Source organism: Brevibacillus choshinensis (assembly GCF_016811915.1).
Lineage (GTDB): Bacteria > Bacillota > Bacilli > Brevibacillales > Brevibacillaceae > Brevibacillus > Brevibacillus choshinensis_A.
Genome location: NZ_CP069127.1, coordinates 3,443,906 through 3,464,249, shown reverse-complemented (window position 1 = coordinate 3,464,249; position 20,344 = coordinate 3,443,906). Strand labels below are relative to the sequence as shown.

At 50.4% G+C, this 20,344-nt stretch carries 18 protein-coding genes; 12 read left to right on the top strand and 6 right to left on the bottom strand.

Features of this window, described 5'->3' with window-relative positions:
* Positions 1–196 precede the first annotated feature (196 nt).
* From cbpB to JNE38_RS17435, 4 genes are all read right to left on the bottom strand, one after another.
* Complete coding sequence (gene cbpB, locus JNE38_RS17450; protein ID WP_203254922.1) at positions 197–667, bottom strand: cyclic-di-AMP-binding protein CbpB; 471 nt, start codon at positions 665–667, stop codon at positions 197–199.
* A gap of 271 nt (positions 668–938) precedes the next feature.
* Entirely contained in the window at positions 939–2,075 is a 1,137-nt protein-coding gene (locus JNE38_RS17445) for an acyltransferase (protein WP_203254921.1), read from the bottom strand.
* Between the two features lie 72 nt (positions 2,076–2,147).
* Positions 2,148–2,990, bottom strand: a complete 843-nt coding sequence (locus JNE38_RS17440; RefSeq protein WP_203254920.1) for a lipoyl protein ligase domain-containing protein — start codon at positions 2,988–2,990, stop codon at positions 2,148–2,150.
* Between the two features lie 164 nt (positions 2,991–3,154).
* The gene (locus JNE38_RS17435; protein ID WP_203254919.1) at positions 3,155–4,393 is read right to left on the bottom strand and encodes an S-layer homology domain-containing protein; all 1,239 of its coding nucleotides are present in this window, start codon (positions 4,391–4,393) and stop codon (positions 3,155–3,157) included.
* Positions 4,394–4,938: 545 nt separating this feature from the next.
* On the opposite strand from JNE38_RS17435, the gene miaB reads away from it, so the two are divergent.
* The 9 genes from miaB (at position 4,939) to hfq (ending at position 15,911) form a co-directional block, all read left to right on the top strand.
* Positions 4,939–6,450 carry a tRNA (N6-isopentenyl adenosine(37)-C2)-methylthiotransferase MiaB gene (gene miaB, locus JNE38_RS17430; RefSeq protein ID WP_203254918.1) on the top strand — a complete coding sequence of 504 codons (1,512 nt, stop codon included), beginning with the start codon at positions 4,939–4,941 and terminating at the stop codon, positions 6,448–6,450.
* Positions 6,451–6,454: 4 nt separating this feature from the next.
* Complete coding sequence (locus tag JNE38_RS17425; protein WP_203254917.1) at positions 6,455–6,898, top strand: YlbF/YmcA family competence regulator; 444 nt, start codon at positions 6,455–6,457, stop codon at positions 6,896–6,898.
* 133 nt (positions 6,899–7,031) lie between these two features.
* Positions 7,032–7,592: an outer spore coat protein CotE gene (gene cotE, locus JNE38_RS17420; RefSeq protein WP_203254916.1), complete on the top strand. Its 561-nt coding sequence runs from the start codon at positions 7,032–7,034 to the stop codon at positions 7,590–7,592.
* A gap of 118 nt (positions 7,593–7,710) precedes the next feature.
* On the top strand, positions 7,711–8,979 hold the full coding sequence (locus JNE38_RS17415) for a putative amidoligase domain-containing protein (RefSeq protein ID WP_238933360.1): 1,269 nt from the start codon (positions 7,711–7,713) through the stop codon (positions 8,977–8,979).
* An 80-nt stretch (positions 8,980–9,059) separates the two neighbouring features.
* The gene (mutS, locus tag JNE38_RS17410) at positions 9,060–11,639 is read left to right on the top strand and encodes a DNA mismatch repair protein MutS (RefSeq protein ID WP_203254915.1); all 2,580 of its coding nucleotides are present in this window, start codon (positions 9,060–9,062) and stop codon (positions 11,637–11,639) included.
* A 24-nt stretch (positions 11,640–11,663) separates the two neighbouring features.
* Positions 11,664–13,721, top strand: a complete 2,058-nt coding sequence (mutL, locus tag JNE38_RS17405) for a DNA mismatch repair endonuclease MutL (RefSeq protein ID WP_203254914.1) — start codon at positions 11,664–11,666, stop codon at positions 13,719–13,721.
* A 179-nt stretch (positions 13,722–13,900) separates the two neighbouring features.
* Positions 13,901–14,686, top strand: a complete 786-nt coding sequence (locus JNE38_RS17400; RefSeq protein WP_203254913.1) for a class I SAM-dependent methyltransferase — start codon at positions 13,901–13,903, stop codon at positions 14,684–14,686.
* Complete coding sequence (gene miaA, locus JNE38_RS17395; RefSeq protein ID WP_203254912.1) at positions 14,683–15,642, top strand: tRNA (adenosine(37)-N6)-dimethylallyltransferase MiaA; 960 nt, start codon at positions 14,683–14,685, stop codon at positions 15,640–15,642. Before JNE38_RS17400 ends, miaA begins: the two co-directional genes overlap by 4 nt.
* Before the next feature lie 29 nt (positions 15,643–15,671).
* On the top strand, positions 15,672–15,911 hold the full coding sequence (gene hfq / locus JNE38_RS17390) for an RNA chaperone Hfq (RefSeq protein ID WP_007719110.1): 240 nt from the start codon (positions 15,672–15,674) through the stop codon (positions 15,909–15,911).
* Positions 15,912–16,024: 113 nt separating this feature from the next.
* Here hfq and JNE38_RS17385 read toward each other — a convergent pair whose 3' ends face one another.
* Positions 16,025–17,248: a multidrug effflux MFS transporter gene (locus JNE38_RS17385; RefSeq protein ID WP_238933359.1), complete on the bottom strand. Its 1,224-nt coding sequence runs from the start codon at positions 17,246–17,248 to the stop codon at positions 16,025–16,027.
* Between the two features lie 66 nt (positions 17,249–17,314).
* The gene (locus tag JNE38_RS17380) at positions 17,315–17,764 is read right to left on the bottom strand and encodes a MarR family winged helix-turn-helix transcriptional regulator (RefSeq protein WP_238933358.1); all 450 of its coding nucleotides are present in this window, start codon (positions 17,762–17,764) and stop codon (positions 17,315–17,317) included.
* Positions 17,765–17,920: 156 nt separating this feature from the next.
* Between JNE38_RS17380 and infC the strand changes: the two genes are divergently transcribed.
* The 3 genes from infC (at position 17,921) to JNE38_RS17365 (ending at position 20,308) form a co-directional block, all read left to right on the top strand.
* A complete protein-coding gene (gene infC, locus JNE38_RS17375; protein ID WP_203357614.1) occupies positions 17,921–18,406 on the top strand; it encodes a translation initiation factor IF-3 in 486 nt (161 codons plus the stop codon).
* 118 nt (positions 18,407–18,524) lie between these two features.
* Positions 18,525–19,289, top strand: a complete 765-nt coding sequence (locus JNE38_RS17370; protein WP_203254911.1) for a DUF4184 family protein — start codon at positions 18,525–18,527, stop codon at positions 19,287–19,289.
* A gap of 59 nt (positions 19,290–19,348) precedes the next feature.
* A complete protein-coding gene (locus JNE38_RS17365; RefSeq protein ID WP_203254910.1) occupies positions 19,349–20,308 on the top strand; it encodes an AAA family ATPase in 960 nt (319 codons plus the stop codon).
* The last annotated feature ends 36 nt before the right edge of the window (positions 20,309–20,344 follow it).

Sequence of the window (20,344 nt, the reverse complement as noted above, 5' to 3'; positions counted from 1 at the left end):
GCAGACCATTGCGAGAGTGCAATGTCTGCTTCTTTTTTTCAAAGAGCAAAATTCCGTACATAGCAAGAGGGAAAAGGATCGGGAAGAGATTCAGCCGATGTCGTATTTGTAGATGAGCCAGAAGTGGTGAGGCATGTCCGGCGGATGAGGGAAGAAAAAGAACGGAGGCGTGCGCACCCGTTCTGCATGAGTGTATTTACTCCGTAGCGGTTGATTGCTGTTCTGTATTCGGGTAAGGCAGATTCCGAAAATGCCGATAAGACAGAGCAAGGATTGATTTTCGAGTGAGAATCCCTTGAAAATACTGATCTTCATCTTCAATGCAAATAAAAGGGTGATTGATGGAGACTTCCAGTGCTTTCAGAAAGTCATCCGTGTACTTCAGTCTGGCGATTTTGGTTTCCATGACTTCATCGACCGTATGTTCGGACATCTTTTCCGTTTCGAAGCGTTCCAAACCCAGTGCCTTGTTCATAATCATATTGGTGCTGATTAATCCATGCAAGCGGTACTGATGATCCAAAACGGGGATTGCCGAGTAGCCTGACTTAATTAAGACCAGTAGGGCATGCTCGAGGGAGTTGCCAAGTTGAACATGAGCGACTTTTGTGGAAGCTATGATGAGATCTTTAATGGGTGTATGTAGCAATGGGATATCCTGATTCATCTGGATCCACCACCTTTTCTTTCGTCTATGGCGGCAGAGGAGCCGCCTGTGGTTCACTTCTATGATACCGTAAGCAGCGAGCCAGTGGTAGGGTTACATTCGAAAACTTCACCTGGCAAGGCCACTCCTGATGAACCGGCCCAAAAAGAAAAAGCCCGGCAGTTACGCCGGGTCAAGTATCGAGGTGTGGAACAATTGTCCCTGTATTTAGTATGCTAGATCACTGCGTTATTTACATTAGGAGTTTGGAGGAAAGGCAGGGAAGCACTCCTTACGCCTTGTGTGCCTCCATATGATACACCGGCTTGGATTTCGGTTTTCCTCCGCGGGTCCAGTGCGAGATCAGCGTGTGTTCGTACAAGAAGATGCACAGCGGCGGTGTTATCACAAACATCGCCAGCATGATGAGAGGAGTCGACCAATCCAGCCGGAAAATGACGTAACTCTCCATCAAAAACAGGATCAATGGGTGGACCATGTAGATGGCCATATTTTGTTTCGCGAGTCGGGAGAGCCATTTACCTATAACTGGAAGCGCTCCCAAATAACGAGATAGAGAATAAAAGGCAAGGAGGAAGCTCAACGTGTAGACCAGGTACAGTGGATCAAAAATGTTGAGGCTCTCCGCATAGCTTTTTGTACCATTCAAGTACCGAATCATAATCCATGCCCCAGTCACGATGGTTACGGCATAGGAAATCGATTGCAATCGGTAGGTCCAGGTACGCCATTTTTCAACGTTCAACCCCGCATAAGCGCCAAGAGCAAACGTGAAAACGTACATGTAAAAATAGTTTTGCCCTGCAACATAGCTATGCTGGACAAGGCTGAGCAACGGATTGGCTGTCCAGTCGATTGCCCACATGCCATCGACGAAAAGGGCTTCGTAGAGCATGTAAAGTCCGATTTGGCCCAAAAACAACACGACCAGCACTTTCATCGACATGTAACGCTCAATAAGCGGCTTGGTCAAGAAAAACAGTACGTTCAACTGCAGGTAAAGCGAAATGTAATACAGGTGATAAAAAGAGCTCCCTGTAAACAGACTGTGAAAGAACGGCCCAGCCAACTCGACCGGGTTGATGGTCTGCAATTGAAAGCCGGTGAAAATTGCGGTCCAAATCATATAGGGTAGCACGATGACCCGCCAGCGCTTACGCCAAAACGCCGCCCAGTCCATTTGCTTCTTTTGATGCCAGTAGAATAGGAGCATACCTGTTGCGAAGATGAACAGGGAGCGCCCAAATCTCAGCAAAATCAAGGAAATGGCTTCAATATCGCCGTTCCATGGGTAGTCCGTCTGATTTTCAACGAAAAAACCCAGGATGTGAATAATCAATACCGTACATGCCCCAAACACAAAAAGGGCATTCAGATCCTGAAACGTCCCCTTTCGATTGCTATTCATTATGTCCTCCATGATTCTTACCGGCAGCACCTTATGGAGAAGTTCTCATCTGGTTGTTTCTCGTACAGAGCCTTATTCAGGCAACTTCCAATCAGGTGCAGCCAGTTCTTTTGCTGTGTAGGAAAACAGGTGCAAACGTGAAGACAGATGATGCTGCGCCTCGCGTTGCAAGTCATCCTGCACATGGAAAGGAGTAGGCGTCACCGGCCACTCTGTGCGTATCGCCGAAAGCAGGCGTGCTTTCACGTCATCGACCGTCACGAGTTTCTTTGTCAAACCGGCAATGCTGCCAACCGTAGCTCCATCAATGCGTGGAATGGGCTTGTGGTTCTCCATTTCATCCAAACCAGCCAGTTGATAAAAACGTTCCATCCATTCTCCCCGAGGTCGTTCGTCCACCTGGATGCAAAGCTGCAGTATCGAGCCGAAGCGGGTACGCCGCTGAGCCATGCCTCCGATTTTTTTGCCGTATAAAGAAAAGTCGTACTCTCCCGCACAATAGGACCCGGCTACTTCGCCAAATTGAATCGATCCGTAATCACGCAAGCCTACTTGTAAAAGCTCTGCGACAAACGAGAAGAACGAGTCAATCGAGATCGACGTATCCGGCAACAGACAGGCCAGATTAAGCACTCCTGCATCCAGAGGTACACAAGCGCCGCCAGAAGAACGCAGTACACATCCAAAGCCGTCGTGGCCAAATTGACGCAGTGCGGTTTCCAGATGCGGCAATTTCGCATCCCGACGACCAAGGTAGAGGCCTTGATCGTACACCCAAAGGTGAATGACAGGCGGTGAGCCAAGATCACGCATGCCGGCAGCCAATGCTTCATCCTGAACGAGCGGTTCTAATGGGCTCCCTTGATAGGTACCCGAATCCATCCATTTGAACGGTTGATTGATAGAAAATGACATAGTGAACCCCTCACCGAACAAGAATAGCTACCATTATACAACTGAACCGCGTTCATTTCTAGGTTATTGGAGCCCTTTTTTGAATGTGGAAAAAGATGCTTGATTCCCACTATGTATAAAAACGCCCGACACTAGAGCAAAAAGTGTCGGGCAAGTGTTTTTCTTTACTTCACTTCTTGGAACAAGAAATTATCGAGGTACGTCATTTTGCGAGGCGTTTCGCTAGTTGCTTCACGCTGCAGATACAGTCCCAGCTTCGTTCCTTCTTGCTTAATTTGCTGCTGGCCGAAAAGGAACTGTCCGTTCATGAAGATGGATACGGAGCTGCCATCAACGACGACCTTGAGACGATTGGTTGATTTCAGTTTGTAGGAGCCGGAAGCGATCCAATCAATATCGTCATCTTTTACGTCTTTGACTTTTCCGAGGACAACACGATCCTTTTGAACGAACACGACGTTTGATTGCCCGTCTTTTCCATTGAAGAACAGACCACCTAAGCCTTCTGTTCCCGATACGTTCACATCTACCGACAATTCATAGTGGGTTACTTTATCCGACTCATCCCAGTTCAAGGGGAGCAGGTAGTGGTCCAAATCCTTATCAGTGGAAATGGCAGTTGCTTGCTTGTTGATGACACCCCAGGAGCCATTGGCCTTGTCAGTTTCCCAATTCTTCAGATTGGTTTCGGAGAAGGCATCGCTGAGTTTGATTGGCGTTGGGTTTGGCTTTGGCTCGACCGGAGCTGGGAAGACCACTTTGGTTTCGTCGTCATCCTTGCGATCGATCAGAGCGCGATAGAGCAGAGAAGCGGCTTCCGCGCGAGTGATCGGATCTTGCGGACGGAAGTAGTTGTTCGAGCCTTGCATGAGATTCGTTTGGATTGCGATCGCGATGTAAGAGCGGAGTGCAGGCGAGATATCGTCGTCATCCCGGAACTTCTTCAATTGGTTCAGATCGGCTTTATACTTTTTGTCGTAGCCGAGCAATCGAACCAGTGCAACGGCAATATCCTCACGAACAGCTGAGTCATTCGGTTTGTACGTGTAGGTAGAGCCCGATTTGTAACCAGTCAGATATGGCTTGGCGTACTCCACGTAGTAAAACGCCCAGTGGGATCTCGGTACATCCTTGAAGGTTTGTGAGACAGAGCGCTTATCGATGTCAACATCGGCTGCTGCAATCATGATCTTTGCAAACTCAGCACGGGTTACCTTGTTGTTAGGACGGAATGTCCCATTGTCGTAGCCCGCGATAATGCCTTTTTCTGCCATCTCCGTAATTTCTTTATACGCCCAGTGACTGCGCGGGACGTCGGAGAAGGATGAATTGGCGGCACTCGCGAACGGAACGACAGTCAAGAACATCATCACCGATAAAAATATGGCTAGTGCTCTTTTCATGTAGAACCTCCTCAATCAAAATTGTAATTTGTGTCTGGCTGATATTCTGACGTTGGGTGGGAAGGGAATGTTGCATCAGATTCAAAGATTGTTGGAAAAAATGGGGAAAAAGTCACGATGAGGGGGGCTGAAAACGGGTATTAGATCCTGGTGCTGGGACGGGTGGGTGAATCCTTGGGGATCGAACAGGAGGCATAGACACGGCTTGCGGACGTGCCTGAAGATAAGTCGCTGGCACCAAATTGGAGGGATGGCCAGATGCCAACGACATTTTTGGGCTTTGCGATAACTATGAAGACGTTGAATCAGCCATACAGTGAGACGGGAGCGCGGAAGACGGTGGTAGGGAGCACCACATTGGCTCTTGCCGCGGGATCGCTGCCCAAACATTCTATATATAGAGGAATTACCGTAGCGTCGGGGCTGAGTTCTTCTTAGGGCTTTTGTACATATTTTGCCTCATTATGCATTAGCGATGCATCACCCGAAATGCTATAATTCTATATTGGTGACTACTGACAATTATTTAGTTGAGGTGATACATCATGAAGGAAACGAAAGAGGCGACTGTGGACTTAAAATCCACTAAGTCTCCGAAGAGCACGGCAGACTTTGCAAAATACTTTCAAGCACCTTCCCTTAAAGATGCGAAGCAGCGGGGGAAGGAAGATATCAAGGTTCACTACGACTTTACCATCGCGGAAGATATGCGTGACATCGGGAAAGGGAAGCGTTACCACGTCCGGACCTACGGCTGCCAAATGAATGAGCACGATTCAGAAACCATCTCAGGCATTCTCGAGCAGATGGGATATACAGCGTCTGAAGAGATTGAGGAAGCAGACGTGATCCTTTTCAATACCTGTGCCATCCGGGAAAATGCGGAGGACAAGGTTTTCGGAGAGCTGGGTCACATGAAACGGCTGAAGCACAACAACCCGAACCTCATACTCGGCGTCTGCGGCTGTATGTCGCAGGAAGAAAAGGTCGTAAACAAGATTTTGAAGAGCTACCAGCAAGTCGACCTGATCTTCGGCACACACAACATCCACCGTTTGCCTGAGCTTATGCGCGATGCCATGTTCAGCAAGGAAATGGTCATCGAGGTTTGGTCCAAAGAAGGCGACATCGTCGAGAACATGCCAAAGATCCGGGAAGGAAACACCAAAGCCTGGGTCAATATCATGTATGGCTGTGACAAATTCTGTACGTACTGCATTGTACCGTACACCCGTGGGAAAGAGCGCAGCCGCCGTCCGGAAGACGTCATCGCTGAAGTCCGTGATCTGGCTCGCCAAGGCTTCAAGGAAATCATGCTGCTTGGACAAAACGTCAATGCCTATGGCAAGGACTTTGAGGATATTCAGTACGGCTTTGGAGATTTGTTGGATGAGATCCGCAAGATTGACATTCCGCGCATTCGTTTCACGACAAGTCACCCTCGCGATTTCGACGATCATCTGATCGAAGTATTGGCCAAAGGCGGCAATCTGGTGGAGCAGATTCACTTGCCGGTGCAATCTGGCTCCAGTGAAATCCTGAAGCGGATGGCACGCAAATATACGCGTGAACACTACCTGGAGCTCGTGCGTAAAATTAAAGCGGCAATCCCGAATGTTTCTCTTTCCTCCGATATTATCGTCGGCTTCCCAGGCGAAACAGACGAGCAGTTTGAGGAAACCATTTCGATGGTGGAAGAGGTCCGCTACGATTTTGCTTATACGTTCATCTATTCGCCACGGGAAGGTACCCCTGCTGCCGTCATGGAAGACAACGTGCCGATGGAAGTGAAAAAAGCCCGCCTGTACCGACTGAATGAAGTGTTGGCTAAAATCGGTCTCGAGCAGAACAAAAAGCTTCAGGATCAAGTGCTGGAAGTTTTGGTCGAGGGTGAGTCGAAAACCAATGCAGAAGTATTGGCAGGGCGCACCCGCACGAACAAGCTGGTTCACTTCAAAGGAGACAAATCCTTGATCGGCCGATATGTACACGTTAAAATTACAGACGCGAAAACGTGGACACTCCACGGAGAAATCGTGACTACTGTCGAGGTGTAAAGAGATGGAACAGACAAACGCATACACACAAAAAGAAATTTTAGACAAAGCACGTGAATTGGCAGCCATGATTTCCCGCACGAACGAGGTAGACTTTTTCAAGCGTGCAGAGCTGCAAATCAAGCACAATGAGCGAGTGCAAGAGCTGATTGATTCTCTCAAGCAAAAGCAGAAGCAAATGGTCATGTTCGAGTCCATCAACAAGCCTGAGCTCGTGAAAAAAGTGGAAGATGAATTCAATGCCATGCAGGATGAGCTGGATTCCATTCCGATCGTAACCGAGTTCAAGCAATCCCAAGTAGACGTGAATGACCTCTTGCAAATGGTCACGAATGTGATCACGAATACCGTATCCGAGCGTATTATTCTAGATACAGGCGGTAACCCTCTGACTGGCGAAACAGGCGGAGGCCCAGAGAAGAAACACGAGGGCGGCTGCTGCTCGTAAATGAGGAAAGACAGCAAATCGCTGCGGTCATGAGTATTCCAACGACTTTCCCTAAAATAAGGTGGGTGTTTGCACCCTAGCCGAATGCCCTGCATACAAATGTACAGAAACGTTGTATGGAGGAGGTAACGAAATGTCGGGTACAGACAAAGATCTACAGTGCCGGGAACTCATCGCGAAAGCTGTCTGCGGTAAAGGCCATAAATTCACTACTAGCACCCACACCATCATACCGTCGCAAACTCCTTCGACGATCCTCGGATGCTGGTTGATAAACACGAACTTCCAGGCAGAGAAAGTCGGAGACGCGGTTGAAGTATCTGGTACGTATGACGCCAACCTGTGGTTCTCGTTTGCAAATAACACGCAAACCGAAGTCAAGAGGGAAACTGTCAATTTCTCCGTACTCGTTCCGCTAACGTTCTTCGATAAAAACTGCAGAGGCGATCTTGAAATCGTTGCTCGTGCCGTGGAACAACCGAAGTGCGTGAAAGCCGAGTTGAGTCCTGGAGGAACAATCACAGTCAAGGTTGAAAGCGAGTTTGCGGTAGAAATCATTGGAGAAACAAAGGTGTGCGTTGTTGTCTGCAATAACTGCGATGAAAAAGACTTCCATGTGCTTGGAGACTACGAAGAGAACAGCGACGAATTTGACGACTTTGATTCAGCCAGCTTGCTCGACGAGCTTGACTAAAGAGGAGAGAACCATCTCCTCTTTTTTCTTTTCTTCTTTTTTGAAAAAGGAGCGGCTGACTCACTCTTTTCTGGGCGCTTACATAGGATACAGCAGAACAGCGAGGGGGAGTTATGTCATGCTGGCACGCAATCAACAGGAAGCGGAAGTGCTGCAACAGATGACTGCCAACACGAAGGAAGCCGTAGATTTATTGAATCGCCCTGAAGTTGGGCGCTGGCTTCTTCGGCTCAGCGGGATACCCGTCACTTCCGGGAAAAGCTCGCTGCCCGGATGGCGAATCTACAGAATCAGCCTGTATCAGGAGCATGTCCTGGAAATGCAGCGCAGTACGGAAAGTCCGCAATGGCTGCTCCAGCGCTGGGAGGACCCGTCATTTGAACCGGTGGAGCTTCCTTCTGCTGACCCTGAAGTCAATCTGGTGAGAAGCCTGGCAGCGCGAAGCATCTATGCGGCTGGGATCGATAGCGGACAGGTTACGATTATGGCTGCTTCTCCTCATCGCGCAAAAGTAGTGCGTGTCAGTCCGGATTGGCCCATGAAAGCGGCGGATGCCTACCTCATGAAAGCACGGCAGTGGTGGGAGGCAAAGATGTCTGCTCACCCACAAGAGCTAGGCAGGATGGGTGCAGACCCGGAATTCGCCCTGCGAACACCAGACGGGGGAATGGCACTGGCCTCTGATTATTTGAAAATAAATGGGACAGTCGGATGTGATACGACGAGATATCGGGAAGAACTGGCGATGCACCAGCATCCGGTAGCCGAGCTGCGACCGGCCCCATCGGAAGATCCGGACGATCTTTTCTTCCACGTCCTGGATGCCCTGAAGCTGGCGACGAGGAAGATCAATAATCCCAAACTGGAGTGGCTGGGAGGGGGAATGCCGTTTGCAGGCTATCCCATCGGAGGGCATATTCATTTTGGGGGTCTGACGCCTACTTTCTCCGTTCGTCGGAAATTGGACGCCTATTTGGCTTTGCCTCTGGTTTTGATAGAAGATGAGGGGTGCCGTCTCCGAAGAAAGCGTTATGGCTTTTTAGGGGATGTCCGGGAAAAAGAGTATGGCTTCGAATACCGGACGCTTCCCAGCTGGCTGGTCCATCCGGATATTGCCCGGGGGCTTTTGCACCTAGCAAGGCTGGTTGTGACTTCCTTGCCTCGATTGCAAGCAACGCCACATCTCCATCTTCCTTATATCAAAGCGTACTATCGAGGAGAGAGAGAGGTTCTGAGGCCATATGTTCGGCAAATATGGGAGGAGCTGTCAGAGCTTCCCGGGTATATGCTTTCCCGCATCCACCTGGATCGTTACTTTACGCACTTGCTGACTCAAGAATCCTGGCCAGCGGATGAAGATTTGCGGAAGATATGGGGAATTGTCTGAGCAGTCGAGATCCTTCAACTGTATGTTCAAATCGTGTTATAATAGCAGTCGAGATTGGTAGGCTAGGAGAAGAATATACGATGACTCAATATACCCCGATGATTCAGCAGTATCTGGCGATCAAAAAAGATTACCCGGATACTTTCTTATTTTTTCGCTTGGGCGACTTTTACGAACTGTTTTTTGATGATGCTGTGCTGGCGTCCCGTGAACTGGAGATTACGCTAACAGGCCGTGAAGGCGGTGGGGATGAAAAAATCCCGATGTGCGGGGTTCCCCACCATGCAGCAGATGGCTATATTGCAGAATTGCTGAAAAAAGGCTACAAAATTGCCGTATGCGAGCAGGTGGAAGACCCGAAGGAAGCAAAGGGGGTAGTCCGTCGAGAAGTGACTCGTGTGGTCACCCCTGGGACCATGATGGAAGGCAAGTGGCTCTCGGATAAAGAAAACAACTACATGGTTGCTGTGGCTGAGCTGGATGGGCGCACAGGTATCGCTGCCTGCGACATGAGTACGGGAGAGATGTACGTGACCTCTCTGGCTGGCAAAGCAGAATCCGTACTCGACGAGGCTCTTCAATATCGTCCCAAAGAGCTGGTGTTTTGTGGACTTTCCTCGGTTCCGAAAACGGCTCTTCCGTATGCGGCGTTTCAGGCGAACGAGATCGATGCGTTTGCGGTTGATACCCAATACCAGGCGCAAGCAAAAGAGCTGGATCTGGTCATGCGCGCTGCAGTCAATGCCCTGCTCGCATACATAGGTACGACACAAAAGCGCAGTCTCGCTCATATGCGGCTGATCAAACGCTACGATGCCAGACAGTATTTGCAGATGGACGGCTTTTCCAGACGCAATCTGGAGCTGACGGAAACGATTCGGGACAAGACCAAGAAGGGATCGCTCCTCTGGTTATTGGACAGAACAGAAACCGCAATGGGCGGTCGGCTGCTGCGCAGATGGCTCGAGAGGCCGTTGCTTCGCCAAAGCGAGCTTGCGGCCAGACTCGATGCTGTCGAGGCACTCAAAGGAGACATGCTTTTGCGTTCGGATGTCCGCAGCTGCCTGGATCGCGTCTACGATTTGGAGCGTCTGGCAGGTCGGATTTCATACGGGAATGCGAATGCAAGGGATCTGATCCAGCTGCGATATTCACTGGAGGCTGTACCTGAGCTGAAAAGTCTTCTCTTCGCGACGCAGTCCCCTGTACTGGAGGATCTTGCGGCGGGGATGGAAGACTGCGCCGATCTCGTAGGATTTCTGCAAGCGGCACTGGTCGATGATCCGCCCATTTCTGTTCGCGAAGGCGGGATGATCCGCACCGGGTATGATGAATACTTGGACAAGCTGCACTCTGCGAGTCGGGATGGCAAAACATGGATTGCGCAGCTCGAGCAGGGAGAGCGGGAAGCGACGGGAATCCGCTCACTGAAGGTAGGGTTCAACAAGGTTTTCGGATACTATATCGAAGTGTCCAAAGCAAATATCGCCAATGTTCCGACTGGACGATATGAGCGAAAACAGACTCTCGCCAATGCAGAGCGTTACATCACGCCGGAATTGAAAGAGCGGGAAGCGTTGATTTTAGAAGCGGAAGAAAAAATGATCGAGCTGGAGTATCAATTGTTTTCAGCCGTTCGTTCCGAGATTGCGCAGCATATACCGCGCCTGCAAGCACTCGCAGAACGGATCGCCGCTGTTGATGTCCTGCAGTCCTTTGCTACGGTCAGTGACGAACGCGGGTACGTGCGCCCTGAGCTGATGGATTCCGGCGAGTACGTCATCGAGGAAGGGCGGCATCCGGTAGTGGAAGCTGTGCTGGAGCGGGAAAAGTACGTGGCGAATGATGCCCGCATGGATCAAGACAATCGGCAGGTCCTGCTGATTACGGGTCCGAACATGGCAGGGAAGAGTACATTCATGCGGCAAATCGCACTCATTTCGGTAATGGCGCAGATCGGGTGCTTCGTTCCGGCCAAGTCGGCCAAGCTGTCGCTCGTCGACCAGATCTTTACAAGGATCGGCGCGGCGGATGACCTCGTGGGCGGACACAGTACATTCATGGTGGAAATGCTGGAAACGAAGCATGCTCTGCAAAAGGCCACTGCCCAAAGTTTGATTTTGCTGGATGAAATCGGTCGGGGGACGTCCACCTACGATGGAATGGCCTTGGCACAAGCCGTGATTGAATACATTTGCCAAAAAATCGGGGCGAAGACGCTTTTTTCCACCCATTATCATGAATTGACCAGCCTGGAAGAGACGATGTCTGGTGTGGTAAACGTCAATGCAAGGTGCGAGGAACGGGATGGCAAGCTGTTGTTCCTTCACAAAATCGAGGAAGGAAGAGCGGATAAAAGCTATGGTATCCACGTGGCGGAGCTGGCTGAGATGCCGGATTGGGTCATCGAACGGGCACGCAATATCCTGGCAGGGTTAGAAGCAGGTGGCAGCAACAGCGCAGCTTCAGACATGCAGATGTCGCTGGAAACACTCTGGTCGGCACCTGTTGCTGCAGTAAAAGAAGAAACTGCGCCGCTTCTATCCACCGAAGAAGCGTCGATCTTGGAAGACTTGAGAGAGCTCGATTTGAATCAAACGACACCTATGGACGCGATGTTGAAATTGTTTGCTTGGAAGCAGCAGCTGAAAAAAGGGTAACAAGCGAACAGAGAGGAGGAACCCATGGGCAAAATTCAAGTGCTGGATGAACACCTTGCGAACATGATTGCAGCCGGTGAAGTGGTGGAACGTCCTGCATCCGTCGTGAAGGAATTGGTGGAAAACGCCATCGATGCACAAGCTACCACCATCGAAGTGCATGTGGAAGAAGGCGGCTTGGAGCTCATACGCATTGTGGATAACGGTCTGGGGATGGATCGGGAGGATTGCATCCTCGCCTTTGAACGCCATGCGACCAGCAAAATTCAATCGCCTCGTGATTTGTTTCGCATCCGTACGCTTGGTTTTCGGGGGGAGGCACTCCCGAGTATCGCAGCAGTGTCCCGGATGGAGCTTGTGAGCAGCACGTCCAGCAATCAGATCGGTACCCGCTTGACCAATGAGGGAGGTCAGTTCGGGGAGCCCGTTGACGTGGCGGCGGTCAAAGGCACGGAAATATGTGTGCGAAGTCTTTTTTTCAATACGCCTGCTCGGCTCAAATACATGAAGTCGATCGCGACAGAGGTTGGGCATATTTCCGATTACGTCAATCGTCTGGCCCTGACCCATCCTTCCATCGCGTTTACATTGACTCATAACGGGAAGACGCTTTTGCAGACGTCCGGTGATGGAAAACTGCTGCACGTGATGGCGGCGATCTACGGTGTTCAAGTAGCAAAGCTGCTGCTGCCGATATCCGGTGAGACCCTCGACTATCGCTGGAGCGGATTGATTTCCAAAACAGAGGTGACGCGTGCCAATCGCTCCTACCTGTCGACGCTCGTCAACGGTCGATACGTACGCAGTTATGCACTGAATAATGCGATCATGAGGGGATATCATACCCTTTTGCCAATCGGCCGGTTTCCGATCGTAGCCATTCAGATCGAGATGGACCCTTCCCTGGTGGATGTCAATGTCCATCCGGCAAAATTGGAGGCCCGCTTCAGCAAGGAAGACGAGCTGTGCAGTGCCATCGAGCAATCGGTGAAAGCCACGCTGCGGCAAGGGCTAGGCATCGTAAGACCCATGGTTTCGACTCCAAAGGCAAAAGTAGTGACACAGGTGGTGCAGCCCCAGTTCGATCTGCAGCTCCCGAAGCCGTCCGTGTCGCTGTCTCCCACGTTGGAAGCCAGTCCGCGCTTGCAGGAATGGATGTCCAAGCAGGAAAAGGAACGGGTCCAGCCCCTTGCAGATTCACCTGTGAGAAAGGATACGGCTACAGTAAAAGAAGCGTTGGCCGGATATGCAAATCCTGCTAAGATCCCATTTCAGGAAGCGTCGTGGGAAAGCGGGACAACAGCACCATCTAAGGCAGCCGTAGCGGAAGTTCCGGCTGTTCGCGAAGCTGGTCCTGATTCAGAAGTGCTCCTAGCAGAAGCGGCACAGGTTGATCCGGCCATGCCGCTCGAAGCTGCGGAGGAAGCATTCGTGGCGGAAGTGCAGCAGTCAGGTGCTTCTGCTGATGCTGTGGAAGAAGAAGTGAGTTCCGCCGTGCCTTTGCTGTACCCTGTCGGACAAGTGCATGGGACGTACATCGTTGCTCAAAATGATGAGGGCATGTACCTCATTGATCAGCATGCGGCACAGGAGAGGATCTTTTACGAATACTTCATGGCGAAGCTGGCGGAAGAGGGTATAGCTAGCCAGATCATGCTGTTCCCCCATACGGTGGAGCTGACGACCCAAGAGGCGAACAAGCTGGAAAAAAGACTTCCTCTGCTGCAGTCCTTTGGATTGGAAATGGAGTCTTTTGGAGGACGGACGTTCATCGTGCGTGCTCATCCTCACTGGTTTCCGGAAGGTGCTGAGATCGAGGTCGTCGAGGAGCTGATCCAGTTTGTTCTGGAAACGAGCGAAAGTATGCATGCGAATGTCGTACAGATGCGGGAAAAAGCGGCGATCCTCATGTCATGCAAAGCCTCGATCAAGGCGAATCGCTACTTGACCCACGCAGAAATGGAGAGTCTCTTAAACCAGCTTCGCACGACTAGCAGCCCGTTCACCTGCCCGCACGGTAGGCCGATCGTCATTCATTTCTCGGGATATGATCTGGAAAAGATGTTTAAACGAGTGATGTAGTCCTACAAGCGATCTAGGTCGATGATCCTCAGGTTCATTCCTGGGGATTTTTTGTACTAACACGAATGGATGAGCCCGCACTTTTCGAAAAGATTTGTTTGACTCTCCAAATTAATCCTGCGTACAATAAAAGAGTTTCCGTCCACCTGGGACGAACACACGAGAGAAGGAACGGATACATGCTCATAACTACTGGACTTGATCCTTGCATGGAGACCTTGGATCACGCAACGAATTTGGCAAAGAGATTTGGTCTGAAAGTTACCCTGCGGGGCGATCTATCTTTAAACGAACTTCGCAGACGTCATGGCGAGGAAGAAGTATTGGTGGTGTCAGCGCTTGGGGCTCGTCTGGAAGTGCCGGGAAAAAAGCCTTTCTTTTTTCATCCGAACACTTCTGCATTTCGTATAAAGCGACTTATGCGAGGCGATACTGATACTATGCTTGTCGCTTGCCAAATTCAACCAGGGGATCATGTTCTGGATGCTACCATGGGCTTGGGAGCCGATTCGATCGTGTTCGCACATGCAACGGGTGTGGATGGACATGTGGTAGGCGTCGAGTCTGAGCCAATTTTGGCCATCTTGGTAGAAGATGGTTTTCGTCATTGGTCTTCAGACGATCCTGCTTTGGAAGCGGCTATGAGACGCGTAGAAGTTCGCTGCGGAAACCATTTGGAGGTTCTGAAGGGCTTGCCAAATCGTTCATTTGATGTCGTTTACTTCGATCCGATGTTTGAAATGACGGTTCAAAGCTCCAATGGAATTGCTGGTGTCCGTGAATATGCGAACCCGGAAGCATTGCAAGAGGAAGCTGTAACAGAAGCACTTCGTGTAGCCAAAAAAAGAGTGGTACTTAAAGAAGGAAAGACAGGTCGGATGTACGAGCGGTTTGGTTTTACCCCATTTCGCTCTCGCGGCCAGCAGGTCGTGTACAGCTACAAAGAGATAAGTGGAGGGGAGTGACCTTGCACAAGAGAGAAAAGCTTGTTGTCATTATTGGCCCGACAGCCGTAGGCAAAACGGATCTCAGTCTGGAGCTGGCCGAGGCGTTTCAAGGAGAAATCATTTCCGGGGATTCCATGCAAGTTTACCGCGAAATGAACATTGGTACGGCAAAGGCGACCCCAGAAGAACTAGCGCGCGTGCCGCATCATTTGATCGATATCATTTCTCCGCGTGATGAATATTCGGTCGCACAATTTCAGGATAGCGCCACGCGACTGATCACGGAAATCAATCAGCGAGGGCATTTGCCGTTTATCGTGGGTGGTACGGGTCTCTACATAGAATCGGTAACCCATCGCTTTCAATTCTCACAAACCTCTCAAGATCCAGAGCTGCGTGAACGTCTGCAACGACTGGCGGATACAGAAGGCGTGGAAGCTTTGCATGCAAGACTGGCAGCAGTCGATCCCGTTACGGCGCAGAGGCTGCATCCGAATGATGTAAAGCGGGTCATTCGCGCTCTCGAAATCTATGAATGCAGCGGGTACAAAATGTCCGACTTTCAACTTCGGGCCCAGTATTCTCCCTATGATTTGGTCATCATTGGCCTTACGATGGATCGTGAGAAGCTGTACCAGCGCATTAACCATCGCGTAGATTTGATGATGGAGGCAGGGCTGGTTGAAGAGGTGAGGGGTCTGCTTGATCGTGGATACGATGCGTCTCTGGTTTCCATGCAGGGGTTGGGGTATAAAGAGCTCATCCCGTATCTGTACGGAGAGATTACATTGGAAAAAGCGATCAATGACATCAAGCAACGAACTCGTCATTTTGCAAAAAGGCAGCTTTCCTGGTTCAGACGCATGCCACAAATCGAGTGGTTCGACATGACTGATCCGGCAGAGAGGCCAAACAACGTGCAAACTATCAAGCAGATATTGGCAGGAAAGTTTCAACAATTGCCGAATATATAACATACAAGTCCTTTTAGGGGGTAATGTACATGAAACAGACGATCAATATTCAAGATACGTTCTTGAATCATTTGCGGAAAGAAAACATCGCGGTCACCATTTACCTGGTGAACGGATTTCAATTGCGTGGCTACATCAAAGCATTCGATAATTTCACGATTGTGATCGATAGCGAAGGCAAGCAACAACTCGTTTACAAGCATGCGATCTCCACGTTTACACCGCAGCGCCCTGTTTCCTTGATGTCCCAAGAAAACAATCAGCAATAAGCGCCTGTATGTTCGAAAGCCCGGATCTGATGAAACCGGGCTTTTTTGTTTGAGTGATAAAAAAGGGCAAGGGACGCATGAAGCGTATCCCTTTGCCCTTTTTGGTTTGTTTCTTACGCATTTCGACGAATCATAAACAAGTAGCAGAGGATGGCCCCCGTCGTCGCTGCAGCCATGACGACACCCATCGGAACAGCCGTGCCGCTTCCGCCGATTCCCACCAGCGGCGCTACAATCCCTCCGCCGATGAAGGATATGAGTCCCTGAAGGGCGGACGCACTGCCGGCAGCTTTGCTTTGGTTGGCCATCGCCAATGAGAAACCCGTAGCACCGACGATCCCTACGCTAGAGACGACGAAGAAGAGGGGTATCAGGACAGCAAACAGTCCAGCTCCGAGCAGAATCATCGCGAGAAGCGTAATCCCGCCGATCGCCGCTATGCTGATCCCGGTCAAGAATAGCTTGGTTTCTTTTACTTTTCCAGCCAGCTTTCCGGTGATTTGACTCGCGATAATAATGCCGAAACCATTGATTGCAAAGATCACACTGAACATTTGCGGAGAGACGCCAAAAATCTCCTGCAGAACGAAGGGTGAACCGGAGATGTAGGCAAACATGGCGGCCGTCACGAGCCCTTGGGACAGCGCATAGCCCATAAACGTTCGATCCGTCGCGAGACCTTTGAACGTTCTCCATGTATGACCCAAACCGCCTTTGGAGCGCATATGGGACGGCAATGTTTCGGGTAGACCAAACATCACAGTGATAAACATAACAAGGCCAATCAAGGCAAGAACGATAAAGACACCATGCCAGGAGGTAACCTGCAGCAGCTGTCCTCCGACAATCGGGGCTGCGATCGGAGCGATCCCATTGATCAGCATCAAGAGAGCAAAGAATTTGGTCAGCTCGATTCCGGAGTAGAGGTCGCGAACCGTGGCACGGGCAATGACGATACCAGCTGAACCTGCCATGCCCTGCACGAGACGAAGCAACAGGAATGTCCAGATGGAAGGGGCTAGGGCACATAAAAACGAGGAAAGAGCGTATAGGATCAGTCCGATTAAAAGAGGCTTGCGACGACCCTGGACGTCGCTGAGCGGACCTGCGAAAAGCTGCCCGACAGAAAGGCCGACGAGACATGCAGTCAAACTCAATTGCGCCATGGAAGTCGTCGTTTGCAGATCCGTCTCCAGCATCGGGAGCGCGGGTAAATACATATCCAGCGATAATGGACCAAATGCAGATAACGATCCGAGAATGACAGCCATCCCCAGACGTCTCGATCGGCTGACGGAAGATTCAGGGCCTTCCAGTTCGTTAGCTAGATTGTTCAAAGAGAAATTCAAACCTTTCTGTATGAAGTACGCACAGGGCTATGCCCCATGCCAAGAAAAGTAGCCTTAGCTGCCATGCTCGCGGTTGAACGTCTCCATATTCGTGTGCAGGCGGCCTAGCATATCCCGAAGCACGGTTGTTTCTTCTTTCGTGAATTGCTGAAAGCAGCGGGTCTCCAGAAGCTCCAATGCGTCTTTTACAGCCAAGGTTGCCTCTTTGCCCTTGTCTGTCAAATACACTCTGGACACACGCTGATCATTCGGATCAGGCTTGCGGATGACGAGACCGGACTTCTCCATCCGATTGATCATGACGGTCAAGGTGGCCGGCTTCACGTTCATGCTGCTTGCCAGCTCTCGTTGCATCAGCCCGCCGTGACGATAAAGCCGGAGCAGAAGAGGAGGTTGACCAGGATGTACATCGTACTTTTGAATGAGCAGATCGAGATTGTGTCGATGCAGCTTCATCACGTGACCCATGATATGAGTCAAGGCATTAACGTAATCAAAATCCAAGGCAATTCCTCCAGTTACTTAGCTGGCTAACTAAGCGTAAATGTAAACGATTCTCTGGTTACCTGTCAATACATCCATGAGGGCGTTTTGCAAACCTTTGGATGTGGTACAATCATCATTATAGAGAAACAAAGGAAGGAACGGATAGAAAAAATGATCATCATGAATGAAAAAATTAAAGCTTCTGAAGTGCTGCTAATCGGGGTGAACGGAGAAGACTTGGGGATCGTACCTACGAAAGAAGCGCTGAAAATGGCGAAGGAATTGGAAGTCGATCTCGTGTGTCAGTCTCTTGCCAGCAGCCCTCCTCCTTGCCGTTTGGTCAGCCGTACTGATTTTAAGCAGCAAGCCATTCAGGACAGTGCCAAGAGCCGCAAAGCGGAAAAGGGTCCAAAGCTGAAAGAGATCCGCCTTAGCGCATTCATCGAGGACCATGATTACGATACAAAGAAAAGGCAAGCAGAACGAATTCTCGTTGCGGGCGATTCTGTTCAATTGACGGTTCGCCTGGAGAAAAAGGAAAGCCAGGAAGCGAAAAAGCTGGTTGAGGAGCTCGTTCGCGAACTGGCACACTGCGGCAAACAGGAAAAGGGCATACAGGTCAGCGGAAAACAAGTGATCGCTGTCATGCTGCCACTCTAATGGAAATCCCTGCACTCACCGAAGGCAAAGCCGGCGCTGGGTGTTCTTTTTTTGCCCTTCTGTATCTTTTTCTGCTGAGTAAACGTCATATTGGGCAAAGAAGAGGGAAGGTGTTTGTTTGCCATTTACTTTCGCACATCCAGCCATTGTCCTGCCGCTTCGCCAGAACCGATGCTTCCATTTTCCTGCGTTAGTCTTCGGCAGCATGGCGCCCGATTTTGAGTACTTTATCCGGATGCAGGCATACAGTGCATACAGTCACACCACTCTCGGAATACTCTATTTTGATCTGCCCCTGGTCGTTGTTCTCTGTCTATTATTTGCTCATGTTGTGAAAAGGCCGCTACTCCTTTGCTTGCCGTCCTGGTTGAGCAAGAACTTCGACGCGAGACGTAGAGAACATTCCACACAAATGCTGCCCTCCTGGTATTCATCGATGATTTTTGCTTATTCGGCCATTCTTGGCATTTGCAGTCATCTCATTTGGGATGCCTTTACGCACAAAGGAGCCTTCGCGGTTTCCCGCCTTTCAATTCTAAAGCAGCATCTATCGCTGGGAGGAATGGATCTTCCGGTATATAAAGTGCTGCAGCATGGAAGCACATGCTTCGGCCTCGCCGCGATTGTGTTTGTGATTTGGAAATCAGGGAGAGGAGTACCGTTTCCTCACGAAGAAAGCGGCGTTCCCCGATGGATGAAACGGCTGTACTGGACGGGAATAGGCACTGGCGGCATAGTAGTGGCTAGTCTTTGCCAGATCTCGAGGGTTAGCACGCTCACTCCCTCTGGACTGCTCACAGGCGTCGTCCCTTTTCTGTCAGGCTGTCTCATTGCCGTACTCCTTTGCTCATGGCTCCTCGGCAGGTACGGATTGAAAAAATAGGGCAGGTTTACCTCGGACGTGAGTATACTAATGTATGACCATGAGGTAGGTGATCGCATGTGAAACCGTCGGGATATCAACCTTCAGCTGACACGGTCGAGGAAAAGGCTCCCCATCGAATCCAGGTGGTATTTCACAGACCAGAGCAGCGGGTCAAGCAGCCTGAGACTTTGGCCGATCGAGTCCGAACGACAGCTCCTGGCAACGTCGCGGCAGCCTTTGACGAGCTCGAGCGTTTAATTGGATTGCAGGAAGCGAAAAAGCTGATGTATGAGATTCACGCCCTGCTGCGGATCAATAGAGAGCGTGAAAAGCACCACCTGAAACTGGAAAAGCAAGTGTTCCACATGGTATTCAAGGGAAATCCGGGCACCGGCAAAACGACGGTAGCCCGTTTATTCGGTAAGATGTTTCGCGAGATGGGAATCCTGAGCAAAGGCCATTTGATAGAAGTAGAGCGTGCCGATCTGGTAGGAGAATTTATCGGTCATACGGCGCAAAAGACACGGGATTTGGTCAAAAAAGCACTGGGTGGAATCTTGTTTATCGATGAAGCCTATTCGCTGGCCCGTGGCGGGGAAAAGGACTTCGGCAAAGAAGCGATCGACTGCCTGACGAAAGCCCTCGAAGATCACGGGAATGATTTTATCTGCATACTTGCAGGGTATACCGAAGAAATGGATGCGTTTCTAGAACTCAATCCAGGCATGCCTTCGCGGTTCCCGATCCACCTGAAATTCGCAGACTATTCCGTTGACGACCTGATCAGAATCGCAGACAGCCTGCTTGTGGGCAAAGAGTACCGCCTCTCCGCGAATGCCAAGGAAAAACTGAGGCTACATTTAACGAGAATGCGACAAGATATCTTTGAGACGAATTTCAGCAATGCAAGGTACGTGCGCAATGCACTCGAGCAAGCGATTCGAAAGCAAGCTGTCCGCCTGCTGGCCGTACATGAGCTCACGAGGGACGACATCATGACCTTGATGCCGGAGGATTTTGTCTGGTCCACGTCGTAACGAATCAGGGGAAATTGTGGTATGATAGGGGAAGAA